This window comes from Polaromonas sp. AET17H-212, from assembly GCF_002379085.1.
Classification (GTDB): Bacteria; Pseudomonadota; Gammaproteobacteria; order Burkholderiales; family Burkholderiaceae_C; genus Polaromonas.
Genome location: NZ_NBZW01000006.1, coordinates 120,312 through 143,934 on the forward strand (window position 1 = coordinate 120,312; position 23,623 = coordinate 143,934).

General features: G+C 63.6%; 23 protein-coding genes and 1 tRNA gene. 6 read left to right on the forward strand and 18 right to left on the reverse strand.

Going from position 1 to position 23,623, the window contains the following annotated elements:
* Window positions 1-34: 34 nt before the first annotated feature.
* From nuoH to B7G53_RS07635, 16 genes are all read right to left on the reverse strand, one after another.
* Window positions 35-1,114, reverse strand: a complete 1,080-nt coding sequence (gene nuoH, locus B7G53_RS07560; protein WP_096665925.1) for an NADH-quinone oxidoreductase subunit NuoH — start codon at window positions 1,112-1,114, stop codon at window positions 35-37.
* Entirely contained in the window at window positions 1,111-3,252 is a 2,142-nt protein-coding gene (gene nuoG, locus B7G53_RS07565; RefSeq protein ID WP_096665928.1) for an NADH-quinone oxidoreductase subunit NuoG, read from the reverse strand. The genes nuoH and nuoG overlap by 4 nt, the downstream gene beginning before the upstream one ends.
* 27 nt (window positions 3,253-3,279) lie before the next feature.
* Window positions 3,280-4,632 (reverse strand): NADH-quinone oxidoreductase subunit NuoF, encoded by a 1,353-nt coding sequence (gene nuoF, locus B7G53_RS07570; RefSeq protein ID WP_096665931.1) that lies wholly within the window; start codon window positions 4,630-4,632, stop codon window positions 3,280-3,282.
* 2 nt (window positions 4,633-4,634) lie between these two features.
* Complete coding sequence (gene nuoE / locus B7G53_RS07575; protein WP_096665934.1) at window positions 4,635-5,156, reverse strand: NADH-quinone oxidoreductase subunit NuoE; 522 nt, start codon at window positions 5,154-5,156, stop codon at window positions 4,635-4,637.
* Between the two features lie 6 nt (window positions 5,157-5,162).
* Complete coding sequence (locus B7G53_RS07580; protein WP_096665937.1) at window positions 5,163-6,416, reverse strand: NADH-quinone oxidoreductase subunit D; 1,254 nt, start codon at window positions 6,414-6,416, stop codon at window positions 5,163-5,165.
* 22 nt (window positions 6,417-6,438) lie between these two features.
* Window positions 6,439-7,050, reverse strand: a complete 612-nt coding sequence (locus B7G53_RS07585; RefSeq protein ID WP_096665940.1) for an NADH-quinone oxidoreductase subunit C — start codon at window positions 7,048-7,050, stop codon at window positions 6,439-6,441.
* Window positions 7,050-7,529, reverse strand: coding sequence for a NuoB/complex I 20 kDa subunit family protein (locus B7G53_RS07590; RefSeq protein WP_096665943.1), 480 nt, complete (start codon window positions 7,527-7,529; stop codon window positions 7,050-7,052). Before B7G53_RS07590 ends, B7G53_RS07585 begins: the two co-directional genes overlap by 1 nt.
* A 49-nt stretch (window positions 7,530-7,578) precedes the next feature.
* Complete coding sequence (locus tag B7G53_RS07595; protein ID WP_096665946.1) at window positions 7,579-7,938, reverse strand: NADH-quinone oxidoreductase subunit A; 360 nt, start codon at window positions 7,936-7,938, stop codon at window positions 7,579-7,581.
* Window positions 7,939-8,033: 95 nt separating this feature from the next.
* Window positions 8,034-8,118 (reverse strand) — tRNA-Leu (locus tag B7G53_RS07600).
* A 115-nt stretch (window positions 8,119-8,233) separates the two neighbouring features.
* Window positions 8,234-8,644: a preprotein translocase subunit SecG gene (gene secG, locus B7G53_RS07605; protein WP_096665949.1), complete on the reverse strand. Its 411-nt coding sequence runs from the start codon at window positions 8,642-8,644 to the stop codon at window positions 8,234-8,236.
* Window positions 8,645-8,677: 33 nt separating this feature from the next.
* Window positions 8,678-9,436 (reverse strand): triose-phosphate isomerase, encoded by a 759-nt coding sequence (tpiA, locus tag B7G53_RS07610; RefSeq protein WP_096665952.1) that lies wholly within the window; start codon window positions 9,434-9,436, stop codon window positions 8,678-8,680.
* Window positions 9,433-10,434 carry an NAD(P)H-quinone oxidoreductase gene (locus tag B7G53_RS07615; protein WP_096665955.1) on the reverse strand — a complete coding sequence of 334 codons (1,002 nt, stop codon included), beginning with the start codon at window positions 10,432-10,434 and terminating at the stop codon, window positions 9,433-9,435. Before B7G53_RS07615 ends, tpiA begins: the two co-directional genes overlap by 4 nt.
* Window positions 10,435-10,505: 71 nt before the next feature.
* Window positions 10,506-12,623, reverse strand: a complete 2,118-nt coding sequence (pnp, locus tag B7G53_RS07620; protein ID WP_096665958.1) for a polyribonucleotide nucleotidyltransferase — start codon at window positions 12,621-12,623, stop codon at window positions 10,506-10,508.
* Between the two features lie 254 nt (window positions 12,624-12,877).
* Complete coding sequence (gene rpsO / locus B7G53_RS07625) at window positions 12,878-13,144, reverse strand: 30S ribosomal protein S15 (protein ID WP_096665963.1); 267 nt, start codon at window positions 13,142-13,144, stop codon at window positions 12,878-12,880.
* Window positions 13,145-13,296: 152 nt separating this feature from the next.
* The gene (locus B7G53_RS07630; protein WP_096665966.1) at window positions 13,297-14,487 is read right to left on the reverse strand and encodes a pyridoxal phosphate-dependent aminotransferase; all 1,191 of its coding nucleotides are present in this window, start codon (window positions 14,485-14,487) and stop codon (window positions 13,297-13,299) included.
* A gap of 36 nt (window positions 14,488-14,523) precedes the next feature.
* Window positions 14,524-15,816: a branched-chain amino acid ABC transporter substrate-binding protein gene (locus B7G53_RS07635; RefSeq protein WP_096665969.1), complete on the reverse strand. Its 1,293-nt coding sequence runs from the start codon at window positions 15,814-15,816 to the stop codon at window positions 14,524-14,526.
* Window positions 15,817-15,934: 118 nt separating this feature from the next.
* On the opposite strand from B7G53_RS07635, the gene B7G53_RS07640 reads away from it, so the two are divergent.
* A complete protein-coding gene (locus B7G53_RS07640) occupies window positions 15,935-16,336 on the forward strand; it encodes an Hsp20/alpha crystallin family protein (protein ID WP_096665972.1) in 402 nt (133 codons plus the stop codon).
* Between the two features lie 141 nt (window positions 16,337-16,477).
* Here the strand turns inward: B7G53_RS07640 and tsaD are convergent, their stop codons facing one another.
* Window positions 16,478-17,515 (reverse strand): tRNA (adenosine(37)-N6)-threonylcarbamoyltransferase complex transferase subunit TsaD, encoded by a 1,038-nt coding sequence (tsaD, locus tag B7G53_RS07645; RefSeq protein ID WP_096665974.1) that lies wholly within the window; start codon window positions 17,513-17,515, stop codon window positions 16,478-16,480.
* A 111-nt stretch (window positions 17,516-17,626) separates the two neighbouring features.
* Between tsaD and B7G53_RS07650 the strand changes: the two genes are divergently transcribed.
* Window positions 17,627-18,871: a nitrate regulatory protein gene (locus B7G53_RS07650; RefSeq protein ID WP_096665977.1), complete on the forward strand. Its 1,245-nt coding sequence runs from the start codon at window positions 17,627-17,629 to the stop codon at window positions 18,869-18,871.
* Window positions 18,872-19,028: 157 nt separating this feature from the next.
* Here the strand turns inward: B7G53_RS07650 and B7G53_RS22830 are convergent, their stop codons facing one another.
* Window positions 19,029-19,202: a hypothetical protein gene (locus tag B7G53_RS22830; RefSeq protein ID WP_176491311.1), complete on the reverse strand. Its 174-nt coding sequence runs from the start codon at window positions 19,200-19,202 to the stop codon at window positions 19,029-19,031.
* Between the two features lie 14 nt (window positions 19,203-19,216).
* Between B7G53_RS22830 and B7G53_RS07655 the strand changes: the two genes are divergently transcribed.
* The 4 genes from B7G53_RS07655 to B7G53_RS07670 all read left to right on the forward strand — a co-directional run bounded on the left by B7G53_RS07655 (window position 19,217) and on the right by B7G53_RS07670 (window position 23,486).
* Entirely contained in the window at window positions 19,217-20,470 is a 1,254-nt protein-coding gene (locus tag B7G53_RS07655) for an ABC transporter substrate-binding protein (RefSeq protein ID WP_096665980.1), read from the forward strand.
* Between the two features lie 48 nt (window positions 20,471-20,518).
* The gene (gene ntrB, locus B7G53_RS07660; protein WP_096665982.1) at window positions 20,519-21,484 is read left to right on the forward strand and encodes a nitrate ABC transporter permease; all 966 of its coding nucleotides are present in this window, start codon (window positions 20,519-20,521) and stop codon (window positions 21,482-21,484) included.
* A 29-nt stretch (window positions 21,485-21,513) separates the two neighbouring features.
* Window positions 21,514-22,323 carry an ABC transporter ATP-binding protein gene (locus B7G53_RS07665; RefSeq protein WP_096665985.1) on the forward strand — a complete coding sequence of 270 codons (810 nt, stop codon included), beginning with the start codon at window positions 21,514-21,516 and terminating at the stop codon, window positions 22,321-22,323.
* A 398-nt stretch (window positions 22,324-22,721) separates the two neighbouring features.
* On the forward strand, window positions 22,722-23,486 hold the full coding sequence (locus B7G53_RS07670) for an MHYT domain-containing protein (RefSeq protein ID WP_096665987.1): 765 nt from the start codon (window positions 22,722-22,724) through the stop codon (window positions 23,484-23,486).
* The last annotated feature ends 137 nt before the right edge of the window (window positions 23,487-23,623 follow it).

A 23,623-nucleotide genomic window follows, 5' to 3' on the forward strand; every position in this document is an offset into this window, starting at 1 on the left:
GCTAGGCTAAGTGAGCGAACGTGGGGGCTCATATTCATTTCCAGAGGCTGTACGGGGTCTGCATCCAGGCCCCGATGACCACCAGCCAGACCAGGGTCACAGGAATGAAAATCTTCCAGCCCAGACGCATGATCTGGTCATAACGGAAGCGCGGGAAGGTGGCGCGCACCCACAGGAACAGGGTGACCACCACAAAGGTCTTCAGGCCCAGCCAGATCCAGCCCGGCACCCAGTTGAAAAGCGCACTGTCGATCGGCGACAACCAGCCGCCGAGGAACAGGATCACGGTCAGGATGGACACCAGAATCATGTTGGCGTATTCGGCTAGGAAGAACATGGCGAAGGCCATGCCCGAGTACTCGACCATGTGGCCGGCCACGATTTCCGACTCGCCCTCGACCACGTCAAACGGGTGGCGGTTGGTTTCGGCCAGGCCGGCAATGAAAAACACCACAAAAATCGGCAGCAGCGGCAGCCAGTTCCAGGACAGGAAGTTCAGGCCTTTGCTGGCCGCCATGCCGATGGACTGGCCCATCACGATGTCGGTCATGTTCAGGCTGGCCGAGACCATCAGCACCACCACCAGGCAAAAACCCATGGCGATTTCGTAGCTGACCATCTGCGCCGACGCCCGCATGGCGCCCAGGAAAGCGTATTTGGAGTTCGACGCCCAGCCGGCGATGATGACGCCGTACACCTCGAGCGAGGTGATGGCCATCAGGAACAGCAGGCCGGCGTTGATGTTGGCCAGCGCCACATCGGGCCCGAAAGGCACGACCGCCCAGGCCGCCAGCGCCGGCATGATGGTCATGATGGGGCCAAGCACAAACAGGCCCTTGCTGGCCGCCGTCGGAATGATGATTTCCTTGGTCAGCAGCTTGAGTGCGTCGGCAATCGGCTGCAACAGGCCAAAGGGGCCGACACGGTTCGGGCCCAGGCGGATCTGGGTAAAACCGATCGCCTTGCGCTCCCACAGCGTGAGGTAGGCCACACAGCCCATCAGCGGCAGCAGCACCACGACAATCTTGATCAGGGCCCAGAGCACCGGCCAGACCGTGCCGGGCCAGATGCCGCCCATCAACCCCTGGCCGAAGCCGAAAATCGCGTCAATCATGCGGTGGCTCCTTCTACGTGCGCGGCCTGCCGCGCATCGGCCGTCAGCTGCAGCGAGGTGGCGCGCCTGACCAGGCTGTCGAGCTGGTAAATGCTGGCCACGGCAGGCGCCGCGCCGGCCGCCGTCAGTTGGACCGCCGCCTGCGTTGTATTGCCAAGCCGCTGCGCCGGCACCATCGCACCGTCGGCACCGGGAATCTGCCCGAGCACATCCTGCGCGGACTCGAAATCAAAGCCCGGCAGGCCGAGCAGGTTGGCCAGCACGCGCAGCACCTTCCAGGCGGGGCGTGTTTCACCGAGTGGCTTGACCACGGCATGAAAGCTCTGCACGCGGCCTTCGGCGTTGACAAAGGTGCCGGGGGTTTCGGTGAACGGTGCAATCGGCAGCAACACGTCGCTGAAATCCATGTTCGCCTTGAAGGGGCTCAGGGTCACCACCATGTGCGCGCTGTTCAGTGCGGCCTTGGCCGAAGCCCCGGCCGCCGAATCGAACTCGGGCTCGTTGTTGAGCAGAATGACGGCCTTGAGCTTGCCCGCCAGCATCTGGCCGGCATCCAGGCCCTTGCCCGCCGGGAGCGCACCAGCGAGCTGTGCGCCGACGGTGTTGGCCGCTTCCGTGAGGTAACCGACGGTCGCGCCGGTCTGCTCGCCGATCCAGTTGGCGAGGGCCAGCAGGCTGGCGGCGTTGGCATGGTGCGCGGCGGCATTGCCCAGCAGGATGGCCTTGCGCTCCCCGCCCTGCAGGGACTTGGCCACTGCCTTGGCGACGTCCGTGGCCTGGCCGGCGGCCGGCGCCGCAATACCCTTGTCCGCCGCAATCGCTGCGGCCACATCGGCCAGGGCCTGCGCCCAAGCGCCCGGCTCGGCCAGGACGGCGTTGGCCACCGGCATCGCCCAGGCGTCGGCCGAGGCCAGCTCCGCTACAGAAGTGATAGCACTCAGCGCACCACCCTTGCGGACAGACTGCCGAATTCGCTGGGCAAACAGCGGGTGGTCCTTGCGCAGGTTGGAGCCCACCACCAGCACACGCTGCAGATTGGTCAGTGACGCGATCGGGGTGCCCAGCCAGCGCACGGAGGTTGACGGCGCAAATTCAGCATGGCGCAGGCGGTAGTCGATGTTGTCGCTGCCCAGGCCGCGCATCAGCGAGGCGGCGAGGAACAGCTCTTCGAGCGTGCTGTGCGGGCTGGCCAGCGTGCCCACGCTGTCGGCACCGTGGTCGGCCTTGATCTGCTTGAGCCCGTTGGCGACATATTCAAGCGCGGTCTGCCAGTCCACGGCCTTCCACTGTCCGCCCTGCTTGAGCATGGGGGTGGTCAGGCGCTCGTCGCTGTTCAGGGCTTCGTAGGAGAAACGGTCGCGGTCGGCAAGCCAGCATTCGTTGACGTCTTCGTTTTCGAGCGGCACGACACGCATCACCCGGTTGTTCTTGACCTGGACAATCAGGTTGGCACCGGTCGAGTCGTGCGGGCTGACCGACTTGCGGCGCGACAACTCCCAGGTGCGGGCGCTGTAGCGGAAAGGTTTGCTGGTCAGCGCGCCCACCGGGCAGAGGTCGATCATGTTGCCCGACAGCTCGGAGTCCACCGACATGCCGACAAAGGTCTCGATCTCGGCGTGTTCCCCGCGGTGCGACATGCCCAGCTCCATCACGCCGGCAACTTCCTGGCCAAAACGCACGCAGCGCGTGCAGTGGATGCAGCGGCTCATCTCTTCCATCGAGATCAGCGGGCCGACATCCTTGTGGAAAACCACGCGTTTTTCTTCCTCGTAGCGCGAACCGCTGCTGCCGTAGCCGACCGCCAGGTCCTGCAGCTGGCACTCGCCGCCCTGGTCGCAGATCGGGCAATCGAGCGGGTGGTTGATCAGCAGGAACTCCATCACGCCCTTCTGGGCCTTGATGGCTTTGTCGCTCTTGGTGTGCACGATCATGCCCTGCGTCACGGGCGTGGCGCAGGCCGGCATCGGCTTGGGCGCCTTTTCCACATCGACCAGGCACATGCGGCAGTTGGCCGCGATGCTGAGCTTCTTGTGGTAGCAGAAGTGCGGAATGTAGGTACCGGCTTTTTCGGCCGCATGCATCACCGTGCTGCCTTCGAGCACTTCCACTGTCTGACCGTCGAGTTGGATTTCAACCATGGTGATATTGCTTTGAGGGAGGCGCTGTTATGCGTAAACCGGGACCAGGCAGGTCTTGTGGGTGATGTGGTGCTCGAACTCGGCGCGGAAGTGCTTGATCATGGCGCGCACCGGCATGGCTGCGGCGTCGCCGAGCGCGCAGATGGTGCGGCCCTGGATGTTGTCGGAAATCGAATTGAGCATGTCCAGGTCGCTCTCGCGGCCATGGCCGTGTTCAATCCGGTCCACCATGCGCCAGAGCCAGCCCGTGCCTTCGCGGCAAGGCGTGCACTGGCCGCAGCTTTCGTGCATGTAGAAGTAGGACAGGCGCAGCAGGCTCTTGACCATGCAGCGGGTCTCGTCCATCACGATCACCGCACCGGAGCCGAGCATGGAGCCGGCCTTGGCGATCGAGTCGTAGTCCATGTCGGTGGCCATCATGATGTCGGCCGGCAGCACCGGCATGGACGAGCCGCCGGGAATCACCGCCTTGAGCTTGCGTCCGCCGCGCATGCCGCCCGCGAGCTCCAGCAGTTTGGCAAACGGCGTGCCCATCGGGATTTCGTAGTTGCCCGGGCGCTCGACGTCGCCGCTGATGGTGAAAATCTTGGTGCCGCCGTTGTTGGGCTTGCCGCAGTCCAGGTAGGCCTGGCCGCCGTTGCGGATGATCCAGGGCACGGCGGCGAAAGTTTCCGTGTTGTTGATGGTGGTCGGCTTGCCGTACAGGCCGAAACTCGCGGGAAACGGCGGCTTGAAACGCGGCTGGCCTTTTTTGCCCTCCAGCGATTCGAGCAAGGCGGTTTCCTCGCCGCAGATGTAGGCGCCGAAACCGTGGGCCGCATGCAACTGGAAACTGTAGCTGCTGCCGAGGATGTTGTCGCCCAGCAGGCCCGCGGCGCGCGCTTCTTCCAGCGCCTCTTCAAACCGCTTGTAAGTGGTGAAGATTTCGCCGTGGATGTAGTTGTAGCCCACATTGATGCCCATCGCGTAGGCGGCGATCGCCATGCCTTCGATGACGATGTGCGGGTTGTACTGCATGATGTCGCGGTCTTTGGCGGTGCCCGGCTCGCCTTCGTCCGAGTTGCAGACCAGGTATTTCTGGCCCGGAAACTGGCGCGGCATGAAGCTCCACTTCAGGCCGGTCGGAAAACCCGCGCCGCCACGCCCGCGCAGGCCGCTGCCCTTGACCTCGGCAATCACCTGGTCCTGCGTCAGGCCTTCGCCGCCATCCTGGCCGAGGATCCTGCGCAGGGCCCGGTAGCCGCCGCGCGCTTCGTAGTCTTTCAGGCGCCAGTTGCTGCCATCGAGGCCCGCCATGATTTGCGGGTCGATATGGCGGCCATGGAACGAGGTCTGAACGCCGGTGGCCTCAAACTGGGAAAGGATGCTGGAAGCAGACATGGTTACTTTGCCTCGGCGGATTTAAGGCCATCGATCAGCTGGTCGAGCTTGTCGTTGCTCATGAAGCTGCACATGTGCAGGTCGTTGACCAGCATGACCGGCGAGTCGGCGCAGGCGCCCAGGCACTCGGACTGCTGCAGGGTGAACAGGCCGTCGGCGGTCGTGCCGCCCATGGTCACGCCCAGCTTGTGCTCCAGATAGGCCAGCGCCTTAGTGCCCTCGCGCAGCTGGCACGGCAGGTTGGTACAGACGTTGATCTTGTACTTGCCCACCGGCTGCTGGTTGTACATGTTGTAGAAGGTCGTGACCTCGTGCACGGCAATCGGCGCCATGCCGAGGTAGGCGGCGACCAGCTTCTCGCTCTCGGCGCTCACGTAGCCCTGCTCTTCCTGCACGATGGCCAGGCAGGCCATGACGGCTGACTGCTTCTGGTCGGCCGGGTACTTGGCGACCTCGCGGGAAAAACGGTCCAGGGCCTGTGCTGACAGCGCAGGCGTGCGCGTTGGGTTGGATTCAGAAGTCATAGATTTTCAGCGGTCAATTTCGCCAAACACAATGTCCATCGTGCCGATGACGGCGACCGCATCGGCAATCATGTGGCCACGCGACATTTCGTCCATGGCCGCCAGGTGCGGAAAACCGGGCGGACGGATCTTCAGGCGATACGGCTTGTTGGCCCCGTCGCTGACGATGTAGATGCCGAACTCGCCCTTGGGGTGTTCCACGGCGGCATACGCCTCGCCTTCGGGCACATGGAAGCCCTCGGTGAAGAGCTTGAAATGGTGGATCAGCTCTTCCATGTTGGACTTCATGGATTCGCGGTCGGGGGCGGCCACCTTGTGGTTGCTGGTGATCACCGGGCCGGGGTTCACGCGCAGCCAGTCCACACACTGCTTGATGATGCGGTTGGACTGGCGCATCTCCTCGATGCGGACCAGGTAGCGGTCATAACAGTCGCCGGTCTTGCCGACCGGGACGTCGAAGTCCATCTGGGCATACACGTCATAGGGCTGCTGCTTGCGCAGGTCCCAGGCAAAACCGGAGCCCCTGAGCATGGGGCCGGTGAAGCCGAGGTTCAGCGCGCGCTCGGGCGACACCACGCCGATGCCGACCGTGCGCTGTTTCCAGATGCGGTTGTCGGTCAGCAGGGTTTCGTACTCGTCCACATAGCCCGGAAACTTGTTGGCGAAGTCGTCGATGAAGTCCAGCAGGGAGCCCTGGCGGTTTTCGTTGAGCGCCTCGATCGCCTTGGCGTTCTTGATCTTGCTGACCTTGTACTGGGACATGGTCTCGGGCAGGTCGCGGTAAACGCCGCCCGGCCGGAAATAGGCCGCATGCATGCGCGCACCGGAGACGGCCTCGTACATGTCGAACAGCGCCTCGCGCTCACGGAAGCAGTAAATCAGGATGTTCATCGCGCCGCAGTCGAAACCGTGCGCACCGAGCCAGAGCAGGTGGTTGAGCAGGCGCGTGATCTCGGAGAACATCACGCGGATGTATTGCGCGCGCACCGGCACGTCCACGCCAATGAGCTTTTCAATGGCCAGGCAGTAGGCATGCTCGTTGGACATCATCGACACGTAGTCGAGGCGGTCCATGTAGGGCAGCGACTGGATGTAGGTCTTGCTCTCGGCGAGTTTTTCGGTGGCGCGGTGCAGCAGGCCGATGTGCGGGTCGGCGCGCTGGATCACCTCGCCGTCGAGTTCGAGAACGAGACGCAGCACACCGTGGGCGGCAGGGTGCTGCGGCCCGAAATTGAGCGTGTAGTTTTTGATTTCAGCCATGGGGTATCTCTTGCCTCGCTGCTTACTGCAGTCCGCCGTAGTTGTCTTCACGGATCACGCGCGGGGTGGTTTCTCGCGGCTCGATCGTCACCGGCTGGTAGATCACGCGTTTCTGCTCGGGGTCGTAACGCATCTCGACATGACCCGTGGTCGGGAAGTCCTTGCGGAAAGGATGGCCGATGAAGCCGTAGTCGGTCAGGATGCGGCGCAGGTCGTTGTGGCCTTCAAAGATGATGCCGAACAGGTCGAACGCCTCGCGCTCGAACCAGTTGGCCGAATTCCACACCTCGGTGATAGAGGCCACGACCGGGAAATCGTCGTCGCCGCAGAAGACCTTGAGCCGCACACGCTGATTCAGGCTGACCGACAGCAGGTGGGAGGCCACACAAAAACGACGGCCGTCGTAACGGCCGTCGGCGTATTCGGAGTAGTCGATGCCGCACAGGTCGATCAGTTGCTCGAACTGGCAGCCCGGGGTGTCGCGCAGGATCAGCGCAGCGGCGAGGTAATCGGGCGCAGCCACGACGACCGTCAGCTCACCAAACGCAACGCTCACGCGTCTGGCTTTTTCACCGAGGGCGGCAGCAACAGTCGTTGCGAGTTGTTCAGCAGTAGCAGGATGCAGAGGACCCATCAAGCCCTCGCAATGGTGTTGGTGCGGCGGATTTTCTGCTGCAGCTGGATGATGCCGTACAGCAGTGCTTCGGCCGTCGGCGGACAACCCGGCACGTACACATCGACCGGCACGATGCGGTCGCAGCCGCGAACGACCGAATAACTGTAGTGGTAATAACCGCCACCGTTGGCGCAGGACCCCATGGACAGCACCCAGCGCGGCTCGGACATCTGGTCATACACCTTGCGCAAGGCCGGACCCATCTTGTTGCACAGCGTGCCGGCGACGATCATCAGGTCGGACTGGCGCGGGCTGGGCCGGAACAACATGCCGAAGCGGTCGATGTCGTAACGCGCGGCGCCGGCGTGCATCATCTCGACGGCGCAGCAGGCCAGGCCGAAGGTCATGGGCCAGAGCGACCCGGTCTTGGCCCAGTTGACCACCGAGTCGTAACTCGTGGTCATGAAGCCTTCGTTGAAAACACCTTCTAGTGACATACCCGTCCCTTTGTGGCGGCTGCGCGTGCAACCGCTGAGTCTTGGTGAGCTATTCCCAGTCCAGGGCGCCTTTTTTCCACTCGTAAGCAAAGCCGACGACCAGAATGCCGAGGAAAATCATCATGGACCAGAAGCCCACCGGACCGATTTCCTTGAGCGCCACGGCCCACGGAAACAGGAAAGCGATTTCTAGGTCGAAAAGAATGAACAGGATGGCGACGAGGTAATAACGCACATCGAACTTCATGCGGGCATCTTCAAACGCCTCGAAGCCGCACTCATAGGGGGAATTTTTTTCGCTGTCCGGCTTGTTCGGACCGAGCAGACGACCCAGCAGCTGGGGCACCACGCCGACAGCCACGCCCACCAGGATAAACAACAGGACGGGGAGGTATTGGTCGAGGTTCATCGTCGATTCAACTTCTGCAAGCCGCTTGTGCTGGATGCCAGTTTGCTGTTCAAGGCCTGGGCCCTGCCTGCGCAGTGCTGGCCAGTGCCTGTAGGTGGTGCGGACGGCGAGACTCGAACTCGCACAGCTTTCGCCACTACCCCCTCAAGATAGCGTGTCTACCAATTTCACCACGTCCGCGGTTTTTAGCTGTCCGGATTGCATGAGGAACCTTGCGGCTTTTGGCTTTCCGGGCAGTCTCAGAGTTTACCCTGAATTTGCACCGTTCCCTGAGCAGAACGGCACCTTTGTGGCGCTATTTCGTCGGGATCTGGCCTGCACCAGAAGCTGCCGGCGCAGGCGGCACGGCAACCGCACCGGCTGTGGGTGCGGGGGTGGCCGTGCCGGGGATCTGGCCGGCACCGGGAGCGACCGGCGCTGGCGCCATGGTGGCCGCACCTTCCAGCACGCTGGTGCCGGTCTGTGGACGCGCGTTGCCGAAGTAGGCCAGCGCCAGGGTACAGACAAAAAACACGGCCGCCAGGACAGCCGTCGTGCGCGACAGGAAGTTGGCACTGCCGCTGGCGCCAAACAGGCTGCCGGAACCGCCGCTGCCAAAAGCCGCCCCCATGTCGGCGCCCTTGCCGTGCTGCACAAGGATCAGGCCGATCATGCCCAGCGCGGTGATCATCTGGACCGCCAGAACAATGGTTAACAAAACGTTCATGTTTACTCCTAATTGAATAGCGTGCTCCGCCCGTCAGACGGCGGCTGCAGCAATAATCGTCAAAAAATCGGGGGCTTTGAGCGACGCGCCGCCGATCAGGCCGCCGTCGATGTCGGGCTGGCTCAGCAGCGTTGCGGCATTGGCCGCATTCATGCTTCCGCCATACAGAATTTTCACGCGCGCGGACTGGTCCGTCGCCGCCTTGAGCTGGGCCCTGAGCACCGCGTGCACGGCTTGCGCCTGCTCGGGTGTCGCGGTCCTGCCGGTGCCGATCGCCCAGACCGGTTCATAGGCCACGACGATTTCGCTGATGCAGTGGCCATTGGCATGGATCACGGCCGCCAGCTGGCGTTTGACAACACTTTCCGTCTGCCCTGCTTCGCGTTCTGCCAGCGTCTCGCCGACACAGACAATCGGCGTGATGCCCAGTGCCAGCGCCTGCTGCGCCTTCTCGGCGACCAGCGCATCGGTCTCGAAGTGGTACTGGCGGCGCTCCGAGTGGCCGACGATGGCGTAACGGCAGCCGAAGTCCTTCAGCATGGACGCGCTGACTTCACCGGTGTAGGCCCCGGAAGCCTTGGCCGAGACGTCCTGCGCACCCAGGTCAACGGCAGCCAGCGCCGGCAAGGCCTGGGCCAGCGCCTGGAACTGTGCCAGATACGGCGCCGGAACACACACAGCCACCGCACAGCCCGGCCGCGCCGGCAAACCGGCCGCCAGGGCCTGCAGCAAGGCTTCATTGGCAGCCAGGCTGCCGTTCATTTTCCAGTTTCCCGCAATCAGTTTTTTCATGTTGCCGGTGCCTGCCAGGTCAAAACAATTTTTCCGATGTGCTGGTTCGACTCCATCAGCGCATGGGCTTTGGCCGCGTCGGCCGCCGCAAACGTGCTGTGAATCACGGGTTTGATCGCGCCGCTGGCCAGCAGCGGCCAGACCTTGTCCCGCAGCGCTGCGGCGATCGCGGCCTTGAACTCGATCGAACGCGGCCGCAGGGTCGAACCGGTGACGGTCAGGCGCTTGCGCAGCACCAGGCCGGCATTGAACTCGGCCTTGATGCCGCCCTGCACGGCAATGATCACCAGGCGGCCGTCTTCGGCAAGGCACTCGACTTCACGCGCCACGTAGCTGCCGGCGACCATGTCGAGAATGACATTGACGCCCTGGCCTGCCGTGCGCTTCTTGACCTCTTCGGCAAAGTCGCTGGTCTTGTAGTTGATCGCGTGGTCGGCGCCCAAGGCCAGGCAGGCGGCGCACTTGTCGTCGCTGCCGGCCGTGACCAGCACCGTGGCGCCCAGCGCCTTGGCCATCTGGATGGCCGTCACGCCGATGCCGCTGGAGCCGCCCTGGATCAACAGGGTTTCGCCCTTTTGCAGGCGCACCCGGTCAAAGACATTGCTCCAGACGGTAAAAAATGTTTCGGGCAGCGAGGCTGCCTCGATATCGCTGAGGCCCGCCGGCACCGGCAGGCACTGGCCCACTGGCGCCACACACAGTTCGGCGTAACCGCCGCCCGCCACCAGCGCGCAGACACGGTCGCCCACGTTCAGGCCGGCTTGCGCCATGGCCGCGGCGTCGCCGCCAACCACCACGCCAGCCACTTCCAGCCCGGGAATATCCGACGCCCCGGGCGGCACCGGGTAGTTGCCGGTGCGCTGCAGGACATCGGGGCGGTTCACCCCGCTGGCACTGACGCGGATCAGCAACTCGCCTTCGCCGGCAACCGGCGCCGGCCGCTCGCCCAGACGCAGGACGTCGGGCGGACCATAGGAGGTGATTTCAACGGCTTTCATTGAATTTTCCAGTCATTTGTGGCCGCAGCCCCCGACTGGCGGGCGCGAGCAGCTACAAATAAAATAGCAGATCAGCCCTGGTCCTGGCCTTGGGCCGGACGGTCGAGCAGCGCCTTCATGGACAGCTTGACGCGGCCTTTTTCGTCGGTCTCCAGGACCTTGACCTTGACGATCTGGCCTTCGCTCAGGTAGTCGGTGACGCGCTCGACACGTTCGTGGGCGATCTGGCTGATGTGCAGCAGGCCGTCCTTGCCGGGCAGCAGGTTGACGAGGGCGCCGAAGTCCAGGATCTTGGTGATCGCGCCTTCGTAGACCTTGCCGATTTCAACTTCGGCGGTGATCTCGGCGATGCGGCGTTTGGCTTCGTCGGCCTTGGCGCTGTCGTTCGACGCGATCGTGATGGTGCCGTCTTCCTCGATGTTGATCTGCGTGCCGGTTTCTTCGGTCAGCGCACGAATGACGGCGCCGCCCTTTCCGATCACGTCACGGATTTTCTCGGGGTTGATCTTCATGACATACAGGCGCGGTGCGAAGTCAGAGACCTCGGCCTTGGCTTCGCCCATGGCTTCCTGCATCTTGCCGAGGATGTGCATGCGGGCTTCCTTGGCCTGGGCCAGCGCGACCTGCATGATTTCTTTCGTGATGCCCTGGATCTTGATATCCATCTGCAGCGCGGTGATGCCGGCGGTGGTACCGGCCACCTTGAAGTCCATGTCGCCCAGGTGATCTTCGTCACCCAGGATGTCGGTCAGCACGGCAAAGCGGTTGTCTTCCTTGATCAGGCCCATGGCGATGCCGGCCACGTGGGCCTTCATCGGCACGCCGGCGTCCATCAGCGACAGGCAGCCGCCGCAGACGGAGGCCATCGACGAGGAGCCGTTGGACTCGGTGATCTCGCTGACGACACGCATGGTGTACGGGAACTCTTCCTTGGTCGGCAGCACGGCGATCAGCGCGCGCTTGGCGAGGCGGCCGTGGCCGATTTCGCGGCGTTTCGGGCTGCCCACACGGCCGGTTTCGCCGGTGGCGAACGGAGGCATGTTGTAGTGCAGCATGAAGCGGTCTTCGTAGTCGCCCGACAAGGCGTCGATGCGCTGTGCGTCGCGCTCGGTGCCCAGCGTGGTGATCACCAGCGCCTGGGTCTCGCCGCGCGTGAACAGGGCCGAACCGTGGGTACGGGGCAGCACGCTGTTGCGGATTTCGATGGGGCGCACGGTGCGCGTGTCGCGGCCGTCGATACGCGGGTCGCCGGCCAGGATCTGGCTGCGCACGATCTTGGCTTCGATGTCGAACAGCATGCCTTCGACGGCAACACCGTCGAATTCGACGCCTTCGGCCTTCAGGCCCATCTTGGTCCAGGTCGTCACTTCGCGCGTGGCGTGGGTGCGGGCCTGCTTGTTGCGGATCTGGTAAGCCTTGACGAGCTTTTCTTCGGCCAGCGCGACCACCTTGGCGATCAGCACCTCGTCCTTGGCAGGCGCACGCCAGTCCCAGACCGGCTTGCCGGCATCACGAACGAGTTCGTGGATGGCGTTGATCGCGATGTTGCCCTGCTCATGGCCAAACACGATGGCGCCGAGCATGATTTCTTCGGACAGCTGCTGGGCTTCGGACTCGACCATCAGCACGGCGGCTTCGGTGCCGGCCACAACCAGATCCATTTTCGAATCTTTCAGCTGGGTCTTGCCGGGGTTCAGCACGTACTGGCCGTCGACGTAGGCCACGCGGGCCGCGCCTATCGGGCCATTGAAAGGAATGCCGGAAATGGCCAGCGCGGCGCTCGATGCGATCAGCGCGGGAATGTCGCCTTCGATTTCAGGATTGAGCGACAGCACATGGATCACGACCTGCACTTCGTTGAAGAAGCCTTCGGGGAACAGCGGGCGGATCGGGCGGTCGATCAGGCGCGAGGTCAGCGTTTCAAACTCGCTGGGACGGCCTTCGCGCTTGAAGAAGCTGCCGGGAATGCGGCCGGCGGCGTAGGTTTTTTCCAGGTAGTCGACCGTCAGGGGAAAGAAGTCCTGGCCGGGCTTGGCCTCGGTTTTGGCAACCACGGTGGCCAGCACCACGGTGCCATCCATATCCAGCAACACGGCGCCGCCGGACTGGCGTGCGACTTCGCCGGTTTCCATCGTGACCTTGTGCTGACCCCATTGGAAAGTCTTGCTGACTTTGTTGAAAATGCTCATGTTTTTTTCTCCACTTGACTGGGTGCATGAGGCTGCACCTGAAGCCCGGAGCGGGGACAAATCGAACACGATGCCATTCCACAAAACACCTGTGCCCAGGATTTTTCTTGTGGAATGACACAGCGCGTGCTCTTTTTGCCTTGCTCCGAAGTAAGCCAGTTATGCCTGCGGCATTCCTGGAATTTTGTACATTTTGAAGTAAAAAACGCCTGAGCTAGTGAACTAACTCAGGCGCTTTGCAGTCGTTTTAGCGCTTATTTGCGCAGGCCAAGCTTGGCGATCAACGCAACATAACGGGCTGCGTCCTTGGACTTCAGGTAATCCAGCAGCTTGCGGCGGCGGCTCACCATGCGCAACAGGCCACGGCGACCGTGGTGATCCTTGGCGTGGGTCTTGAAATGGGGCATCAGTTCATTGATGCGGCCGGTCAGCAGGGCCACTTGAACTTCCGGGCTGCCGGTGTCGCCAGCGGCGCGTGCGTTGGCCTGAACGATGTCGGCCTTGATGGATTTCGCGATCATGGGTTTTCCTTGGAAATTACTTGCGAGCGGTACAGTGTTCCCGACGTGGGAGTTGACCGTGGCCGCCGTGTTCTGCAACGCACCGCTTCATCAGAATGAAAAAGCACGCTTTTGCGCAGAGCCTTGGATTATAGCCCAGTCGCCGGGCCGGCTCAGGCGCCCGGCAGCCAGCGGGCCAGGCGCTCCACGCCCTGCCCCAGCCTGGCGACGTCCCGGCTCGCAAAACACCAGCGCAGCCAGCCCTGGGCCTCGGGCGCCGGGTTGACCATGAAGGCATTGCCGGGGGCCAGCCCGAGGCCGGCCTCCAGCACCAGGCGTTTGGCAGTGGCCAGCGAATCGCCGAAGCGCGCCTGGTCCGACAGCCTGAAAAAGGCATACATGCCGCCCCGGGCCGGGGCCACTTCCACGCCCGGCAACGCCTGCAGCAGCGGCACCAGCGTGTCGCGGCAGGTTTTCAGGTGCGCCACCAGCTGCGGCGTCACGTCGTCGGTTCTTGCCAGCGCCACCACGGCGGCCCGCTGGACGAACACCGGGGCGCACGAGGTGTTGAACTCCACCAGCTTGCCCATGTGCGGCGTCATGCCAGGCGGCATCACCAGCCAGCCCAGGCGCCAGCCGGTCATCAAAAAGCTCTTGGAAAAGCTGTGCACGACCACCAGCCGGTCGTCCGGGGCCGCGATATCGAGGAAGCTCGGCGCGCAGCCATTTTCCGTGGGCTCGAAATAAAGCCGCTCGTACACCTCGTCGGCCAGAATCCAGGTGCCGGTGCGGCGGCAGTGCGCGAGCAGGGTTTCCTGCTCGGCGCGGCTCAGGGTCCAGCCGGTCGGGTTGTTCGGTGCGTTGACGATCAACAGCCGGGTCCGGGGCGTGATGGCCGCCAGCAACTCGTCCATGTCGAGTTGCCACTGGCCGGCCACCGGCCGCAGGCTCACGCAGCGCAGCTTCGCGCCCATGATCAGCGGCTGCGCGGTCAGGTTGGGCCAGACCGGCGTCACCGCCACCACCTCATCGCCGGCATCCACCAGCGCCTGCATCGCCAGCATCAGGGCGTTCACGCCGCCGGAGGTAACAGCAATACGGTCCGCCTCAATCGCCGCCGCGCCGGCGCAGCGCAAGCCCGTGGCGTAACGCGCAATCGCTTCGCGCAGCTCCGGCAGGCCCAGGTTGTGCGCGTAGAAAGTCTCGCCCTGCTGCAGCGAGGCGATGGCGGCATCGCGGATGAAGGCGGGCGTGACCTCGTCACTTTCACCAAACCAGAACTTGAGCACATCGCTGCGCCCCATGCCGGCATTGGCCACCTGGCGGATCATCGATTCTTCGAGGTCTAAAACGGCTTGTCTCATGCGGGTCTTTCAGCGGAGGGTGCGTTGGCGTGCGGCTCAGGGCCGCTGCATCTTGCAGTTGTGCGGCTGGCTGGAGCGCGCGGCATCAATGGTCTTGATCACGCGAAAACCATAACCCGAGCCCTCCACATCGAACCTGACGCCGGGTGCCCCCTGCTTGTCCATCACCGCCACCAGCAGCGGCTGCTGGAACTGGTGGTCGGCGCCGCGCATCACACCCTTGTGGCCGGCCAACAGCACCGTCGCCTTTTCCAGCTGCGCGGCGACGGCGCCGGACTCCACCGTGCGGGCTTTTTCGATGCTCTGTGCCAGGGCTTCAACCATCAGTTGCATGCGCATGTGCACATAGTCGTCCTGGGGTTTCGGAAAACGCTGGCGGAAGGACTGGTAAAACGCTTCGGACTGGACACCCGGTTCATTGGGAAACCAGTCGGCCACAGCGATGACCTTGCCGACGCCGGCATCCCCCAGCGCGGCGGGCACGCCCAGTGCATTGCCGTAAAACGTGTAGAAGCTGCCTTCAAAACCCACATCCCGCGCGGCCTTGACCAGCAAGGTCAGATCGTTCCCCCAATTTCCGGTGAGCACGGCCTGCGCGCCGCTGGCCTTGATCTTGGCGGCATAGGGCAGAAAGTCCTTGACGCGGCCCATCGGGTGCAACTCGTCGCCGACGATCTGCACATCGGGGCGCTGGGCTCCCAGCTGCCGGCGGGCTTCGCGCAGCACGGCCTGGCCAAAGCTGTAGTCCTGCCCGATCAGGTAGATGCTCTTGACCGCCTTGTCTTCCTTGAGCACATCCATCAGCGCGGCCATGCGCATGTCGGCGTGGGCATCGAAGCGGAAGTGCCAGTAGCTGCATTTTTCATTGGTCAGCACCGGATCCACCGCGGAATAATTCAGGTACAGCGCGCGCTGGGTCGGCTGACGCTCATTGTGTTTGTTGATCGCATCAATCAGCACCGCGGCCGTCGACGACGAATTGCCCTGGGTCACCAGCGTGATCCCGTCATCCAGGGCGGAGCGCAGGGCCGACAGGGCCTCCTCGTTCTGGCCCTTGCTGTCGTAGCGCTCGAACACCAGCGGGCGATTGCCGCCCGGCAGCTTGAGGCCGCCGCGTGCATTGACGCGCTCCGCCGCCCACACCAGGTTGCGGAACACGGCTTCGCCGGTATTGGCAAACGGCCCGGACAGGCTCTCGATCAGCGCCACGCGGACCGGGGCGGGCGCCGCCGCGGGCTGCTGTGCAAAGGCACTGGCCGACCACAGACAGGCGCTCGCGCCTAGGGCCAGTGCGGCACGTTTCAAGAGTTGATGACTGAAAAAATACATTCTGGAATTTCCTTGAAATACGCCTTGGCACGCTTACCTGCTGTGTGTGCGGCGATCACGATTGGGAGCCGCGAAGTGTAAGGGGAAAAATTTCCCGCCCAACCCAACTGGAGTCCTCATGTTTTATTCACTTGCCGGCCGTCCTGCACGCAGCCTTCAGCGTCCCGCCTCCTCGCTGGTCAGCAACGGCGCCCTCGACAAATTCCTGAGCGACACCTTGGGCGCCCTGTCCGACAGCCGCCCCGCCCAATCGGCGTCGGTGGAAGACGGTGACAAGGCCTATTCACTGCAACTGGACGTTCCGGGCTTGGCCAGGGACCAGCTGGACATCGGCATCGAAGGTGATGTGGTGCGTATTGCCAGCAAGGCCGATGCCGCACGCAAGGTCAAGGCGGCTTACCGCTTTCCGGTCGAAATCGACGCGGCGGCCAGCACCGCGAAACTGGAAAACGGCGTGTTGACCTTGACGCTGGGCAAAAAAGTCCCGGTCAGCAATGTGGCCCAGCTGACGATCCAGTAGAACTGGCCCCCACTTTCGCTCACTGCGTGTAGCTCTCTGCCCCCCGAGGGGGCGCGTTTTTCCTTGGGGCGGCCCGGCGGAAAAACCTGGCCGCCACGGTCGCTCACTGTGTGTAGTTCTCTGCGCCGCCGCCAAACCATGTCAGGCGGTGATTTCCGCCAGCCCCCAGCGCGGCTTCACGTCAAAGGTGTAGCCGCGCTGCAGGTTTTCCAGGCCAGCCTGCAGCCGCATGCCGGCCGCCAGCGCGATCATGGCACCGTTGTCGGTGCACAAATGCATTTCCGGGTAATGCACCCGAATCCCCTTTTTGCTGCAGGCCGCGTTGAGCTGTTCACGCAGCAAGGCATTGGCCCCCACGCCACCGGCCACCACCAGCCGGGTCAAGCCGGTCTGCTCCAGCGCTTTCAGCGATTTTTTGACCAGCACTTCCACAATGGCCGCCTGCGTCGAGGCCGCCAGGTCGGCCCGGGCCTGCTCGCCCATGGGCTCGCCGAGTTTTTTGGCCTGCGTCAGCACCGCGGTTTTCAGGCCGGAAAATGAAAAATCGAGGTCGCCGCTGTGCAGCAGCGGCCGGGGCAGCTTGAAGGCCTGGGCGTCGCCGCCCAGCGCCAGCCTGGCCAGGTGCGGCCCGCCGGGGTAAGGCAGGCCCAGCAACTTGGCCGATTTGTCAAAGGCCTCACCGGCGGCATCGTCAATGGTTTCGCCCAGCAGCTCGTAGCTGCCCACCCGGTCCACCCGCATCAGCTGGGTGTGGCCGCCCGACACCAGCAGCGCCACGAAGGAAAACTGTGGCGGGTCGGCGCTCAAAAAAGGCGAGAGCAAATGCCCCTCGAGGTGATGCACGCCCATCACCGGCTTGCCCAGCGCGGCCGCCAGTGAACAGGCCACGCCGGCGCCCACCAGCAGCGCGCCGGCCAGGCCCGGGCCGCGCGTGTAGGCCACCACGTCCACGTCGGCCAGCGAACGCTGCGCCTGGCCCAGCACCTCGCTGATCAGCGGCAGCACCCGCCGGATGTGGTCGCGACTGGCCAGTTCGGGCACCACGCCGCCGTAAGCCTGGTGCATGTCGATCTGGCTGTGCAGCGCGTGCGCCAGCAATGCCGGCACGCCCTGGCCCGCGGCGTCGACAAGCGCCACGCCGGTTTCGTCACAACTCGATTCAATTCCCAGTACAAGCATGGCACCCAGTGTAAAGCGCGGTGTGCCGTTCGCCCCGGATCCGGGTCGAAAACGGCCCGGGGCATGAATGTTGCTGGACAATAACTGACCTTCCTTCCTTTGACTGAAACGATGAAATCCGGATTGAGCTTTCTGATTGCCGCCAGGCGCTGCGAAATCAACGACCTCGAGCAACTCACCCGCACCAGCGCATTGGTCAACGTGATCGGGCGGCTGGTCCACGCACTGCAGAAGGAACGCGGCATTTCCAATGTTTTTCTGGGCTCGCAGGGCGCCCGGTTCGCCGCGCAGTTGCCGCGCCAGGTGCTCGATTGCCGGCAGGTCGAGGACGAGTTGCGCGCCAGCTTCGACCACCTGGACACCGATGCCGGCCACCTGAACAACGGCGCGCGGCTGTTCAGCCGCATTGCCTTTGTCCTGCATGAGCTCGACGCCCTGCCCGCCCTGCGGGCCCGCATCGGCGCGCAGGACGTGGCCGCGGCCGAGGTCACCACCGCATTCGTCAAGCTGATCGCCGGCCTGCTGGCCGTGGTCTTTGAAGCGGCCGACAGTGCCACCAACCCCGAGATTTCGCGGCTGCTGGTGGCCATGTTCAACTTCATGCAGGGCAAGGAGTTTGCCGGTCAGGAAAGGGCTTTCGGCGCGGCCACCTTCGCGTCGGGCCAGACCGACAGCCAGCGCCAGCAGCAATGGCTGCACCTGATCCAGTCGCAGGAACGCTGCGTGCAGGTGTTCAGCGACTTCTCGACACCGGCGCTGCGCGAACTGTGGCAAACCAGCCAGAGCCCCGCCACGCTGGCAGAGCTTGAACGCCTGCGCCGCATCGCCTGCTCGGTGGCGGCCGGCGCCCTCGACCCCAACCTGAGCCAGACCTGGTTCGACTGCTGCACCCACCGCATCGACGCCATGAAAGCCGTCGAGGACCAGCTGGCGGCCGAACTGCTGCAGCTGTGCGAACAGAAGATCGTGCAGGCCCGTGCCGAACTGCGCGACCACCAGATGATCCTCGCCGCGCTCACGGCGCAGGGCGGCAACCTGCCCGTCGGGACGGGCCAGGCCGGTCCCGCGGCCACTTCCTACGGTCCGCACCTGGACCGCTCCATCCTCGAGCTGGTCCAGGACCAGGCGAGCCGGCTGCAGGCCATGAGCGACGAACTCGAAACCGCACGGGCTTCGCTCAACGAGCGAAAAGTCGTCGAGCGTGCCAAGGGCCTCCTGATGGCGCACCGCAAGCTCAGTGAAGAAGAGGCCTACAAGATGCTCCGGCAAACCGCCATGAACCAGAACCGGCGCCTGACCGACGTGGCCGAAGCCGTGCTGGCCATGGCGGACTACCTGGCCACCGGAACGCCCTGATTCAGCACAAGGCCTGTGCCGCCTGAGGGCATCCGCACCATCATGGCGCAACCCGGCTGAGCGTGTCTTGCGCTCCCGGCGCCGCGGCGTCAAGCCGTTTTTCAGAGGCAAACACCAGCCCATTCCCCCCATCAAAATCATCTGGCACGGTTGCTGCTTAGTTGAAGGCATGAATGGGCCAACGGCGGTCCGTTTCAAAGTCATCCATGGCTTCACAGGACAACGGCGTCCATTTCCAGCCTGCTTGTGCAGGCACGAAATGGGCGCCGTTTTGTTTTTCCGCTTTTTTTGACCTTCTGCGCTTCTTTTTTTCAGTCTTCTGTTTTGTCACTCAAGGAGTTCCACATGACGCAAACCTCCCCCGCTCCAGGCAAGCCGACACGCCGCGACTTCATCCGCAAAGCCGGTGCACTGGGCGGCGCCGCCACCTTCGGCATCGGCAACCCCGGCGCCTGGGCGGCCGGCTCCGATGCGCCCGAGAAGAAGGAAGTCAAGATCGGCTTCATTCCGCTGACCGACTGCGCCAGCGTGGTCATGGCTTCCGTCATGGGTTTTGACAAGAAACACGGCGTCACCATCATTCCCAGCAAGGAAGCCAGCTGGCCCGGGGTGCGCGACAAGCTGGTCAACGGCGAGCTCGACTTTGCCCATGTGCTTTATGGCCTGATTTACGGCGTGCACATGGGAACTGCCGGCCCCAAGAAAGACATGGCCGTGCTGATGAACCTGAACCACAACGGCCAGGCCATCACCCTCTCCAAGAAAATCGCCGACAAGGGCGCCGTGGACGGCGCCGGCCTGGCCAAATTGATGGCTTCCGACAAGCGCGAATACACCTTCGCGCAGACCTTTCCCACCGGCACCCATGCGATGTGGCTGTACTACTGGCTGGCCGCCAACGGCATCAACCCGATGAAGGACGCCAAGGTCATCACCGTGCCGCCACCGCAGATGGTGGCCAACATGCGCATCGGCAACATGGACGGTTTCTGCGTGGGCGAGCCCTGGAACCACCGCGCCATCATCGACGGCATCGGCGTGACCGCCACAACCACCCAGGACATCTGGAAAGACCACCCTGAAAAGGTGCTGGGAACGACGGCCGACTTCGCCAGGAAGTACCCCAACACGGCGCGCGCCGTCACCGCCGCCATCATCGAAGCCGGCAAATGGATAGACGCCAGCCTGTCCAACAAGAACAAGATGGCTGAAACCATCGCCGAAAAAAGCTATGTCAACACCAGCGTCGACGCGATCAACCAGCGCATCCTGGGGCGTTACCAGAACGGCATGGGCAAGACCTGGGACGACCCGAACTACATGAAGTTCTTCAACGACGGCGCGGTCAACTTCCCCTACCTGTCCGACGGCATGTGGTTCCTGACGCAGCACAAGCGCTGGGGCCTGATCAAGGACCACCCCGACTACCTGGGCCTGGCCAAACAGATCAACCAGATCGACATCTACAAGGACGCCGCCGCTGCCGCCAAGGTCAGCGTGCCCAAGGACGTGATGCGCAGCCACAAGCTGATGGACGGCACGGTCTGGGACGGCAAGGACCCGAAAAAGTACGCGGACAGCTTCAAGATTCGCGCCTAGTCGCGCCGCCTGAAGCACCCATTGAATCCAAAGCCAGGAGGTCACGCCATGGTCAGTGCCGTATTCCACAGCCCGCTTGAAGCTGCCACGCCGGCAGCCCGCAGCGGCGACAAACCCAGGGATCCGTCAGCTACACATTTAATAGCTGACGGCACCCATAACACGGGCGCTACAGCCCAAAACAACATGAAAACTACCGTGCCAGCCGCCGCGCCAGCGAAACCACCGCGGGACGCCTCCGTGCTCTGGCTGGGCATTCTGCCGCCGCTGCTGGGCCTGGGTTTGCTGCTGCTGGTCTGGGAACTGGTGTCCATGGGCACCGGCGCCAGCATCCCCTCGCCGAAAGACACCTTCATCCAGGCCATCGAGATTTTCAAGGACCCGTTCTACAGCAAGGGGCCGAACGACCAGGGCGTGGGCTGGAACGTGCTGTCCTCGCTCAAGCGTGTGGCCATGGGCTTCGGCCTGGCGGCCGTCGTGGGCATCCCGGTGGGTTTCATGATCGGCCGCTTCAACTTCCTGAGCCGCATGTTCAACCCCTTGATCAGCCTGCTGCGTCCGGTGTCCCCGCTGGCCTGGCTGCCGATCGGCCTGCTGGTGTTCAAGGGCGCCGATCCGGCCGCCATCTGGACCATCTTCATCTGCTCGATCTGGCCCATGATCATCAACACCGCCGTCGGCGTGCAGCGCGTGCCGCAGGACTACATGAACGTGGCGCGTGTGCTCAACCTCAGCGAATGGAAGATTGTCACCAAGATCCTGTTCCCCGCCGTGCTGCCCTACATGCTGACCGGGGTGCGCCTGGCCGTCGGCACCGCCTGGCTGGTCATCGTCGCGGCCGAAATGCTGACCGGCGGCGTCGGCATCGGCTTCTGGGTCTGGGACGAGTGGAACAACCTCAACGTCAAGAACATCATCATCGCGATTTTCGTGATTGGCATCGTCGGGCTGGTACTGGAATTTGTGCTGATCAAGGTCGCCACGGCCTTCACGTTTGAAGAAGTGAAAAGTTAGGCCGCCGGCCTGCCAACCAAGGACGCATCATGAGTTCATTGACCACCAAATACATCGAGATCCAGGGCGTCGAGCAGACCTTCAAGACCAAAAAAGGCCCGTTCCGCGCGCTGCAGAACATCAACCTGACGGTCGCGAAAGGGGAATTCGTCGCGCTGATCGGCCATTCGGGCTGCGGCAAGTCCACGCTGCTCAACCTGGTGGCCGGCCTGACCACGCCAACGCAGGGCACGCTGCTCTGCGCCAACCGCGAAATCTCCGGTCCGGGTCCCGAGCGCGCCGTGGTGTTCCAGAACCACTCGCTGCTGCCCTGGCTCACCTGCTTTGAAAATGTCTACCTCGCGGTGGAGCGGGTGTTTGCAGCCAAGGAGAACAAGGCGCAACTCAAGGCCCGCACCGACGCGGCGCTGGCCATGGTCGGTCTCACCGCGGCAGCGCAAAAACGCCCCGGTGAAATCTCGGGCGGCATGAAGCAGCGGGTCGGTATTGCCCGCGCACTGTGCATGGAGCCCAAGGTGCTGCTGCTGGACGAGCCGTTTGGCGCCCTCGACGCCCTGACCCGCGCCAAGCTGCAGGACGAGCTGCTGCAGATCGTCGCGACCACCCAGAGCACCGTGGTCATGGTCACGCACGATGTCGATGAAGCCGTGCTGCTGTCCGACCGCATCGTGATGATGACCAACGGTCCCTCGGCCACCATCGGCGAAGTGCTGCACGTCGAGCTGCCGCGCCCGCGCGACCGGGTCGCCCTCGCCGAGAGTTCGCAGTACCTGCATTACCGCAAGGCAGTGATCGATTTCCTCTACACCCGCCAGGGCCACGTCGAAAAAGCCGCGTAACCGCCGGCCGACAGGGCACACCACCCCGGGCCGTAACTGACACCGCGGCAGCCCGGACGGGCCAGGCCGGCTTGGCGAAGGTGGTGCCCCTCGCCGGTCGGGCCGTGTGCCTGTCTGACGCCCGACCGCCTCGATCTCGAGGGTAACTTCACCCCCGTTTTGCAGGCGCCACGAACTTCTGGCCCCGTGCAGCCTGGGACCGCAGCCGCACGCGGGCTTTCGCTTGCCGTCCGAGCTCCCCCAGCCCTCCGCACCATCCCTACTCGCCATGGCCATCGGCCAGGGCCAGCGCTGGTCGCTTTCTGAGCCCTCATCCCATGAGGGTTTATTGACGGCCAATGCAACAAACCGTAATAAGTATTACATTTCAGTCTTTGATGTAACTACTTGGTATTTAAATGAACACTCAAGTCTTAACCAACTACCAGTGGACCCTGGTCGCCCTCTCGTTCCTGATTTCGGTAACCGGCGCCTTTGTCGCGCTGACGGCCGCCACGCGCATCCAGCAGAACTCCGCCCACCGCACCATCAACACCCTGGCAGCCGGCGTGGCACTGGGCGGCGTTGGTGTCTGGGCCATGCATTTCGTCGGCATGCTGGCGCTCGATCTCGATGTGGCAAGCAGCTTTTCGATGATCGAAACCGGCGTTTCGCTGGCGGTGGCCGTCCTGGCCGCCTCACTGGCACTGGGTTTTGTCGCCAAGGCGCCGGACAGCCTGCCGCGCATGCTGGGTGCCGGTGCGCTGCTCGGGACCAGCGTGGCTTTCATGCACTACCTGGGCATGTACGGCATGAAATTCGGCGGCTACATCCAGTGGAACTACGGGATGGTGGCGATCTCGCTGGTCATTGCCGTGGTCGCGGCCACCGCCGCGTTGTGGCTGGCCTTCAACTCCGACAGTCTCGCGCGTCGGGCCGGCGCGGCACTGGTGATGGCGGTCGCGGTGTGTGCCATGCATTACACCGGCATGGCGGCTGCGGAGTTTGTCTGCACCACGCCAAACCGTACAGCCATTCCTCAGGGTTTTGGCTACATCAGTTCATTCAACCTGCCGAGCCTGGTCATCATTGCCGCGTTCGCCATGGTGCTCCTGATCTCCCTGGATCAGTTTTTGCAGCGCAGCATGACCACGCTTCCGAACACCATCAAAACCCGTCGCTGACCCGGGTGGCGTGCCGCCGACAGGCCGGGCCTGCCGGACGCGGCGTCCCGGCGGCACGCAGCCACCCGACCAGGTACAGGCGGCACGGCAGGCCGACCGCGCTGGTAAGCTTCCCGCCATGACGCTTGCTTTGATGG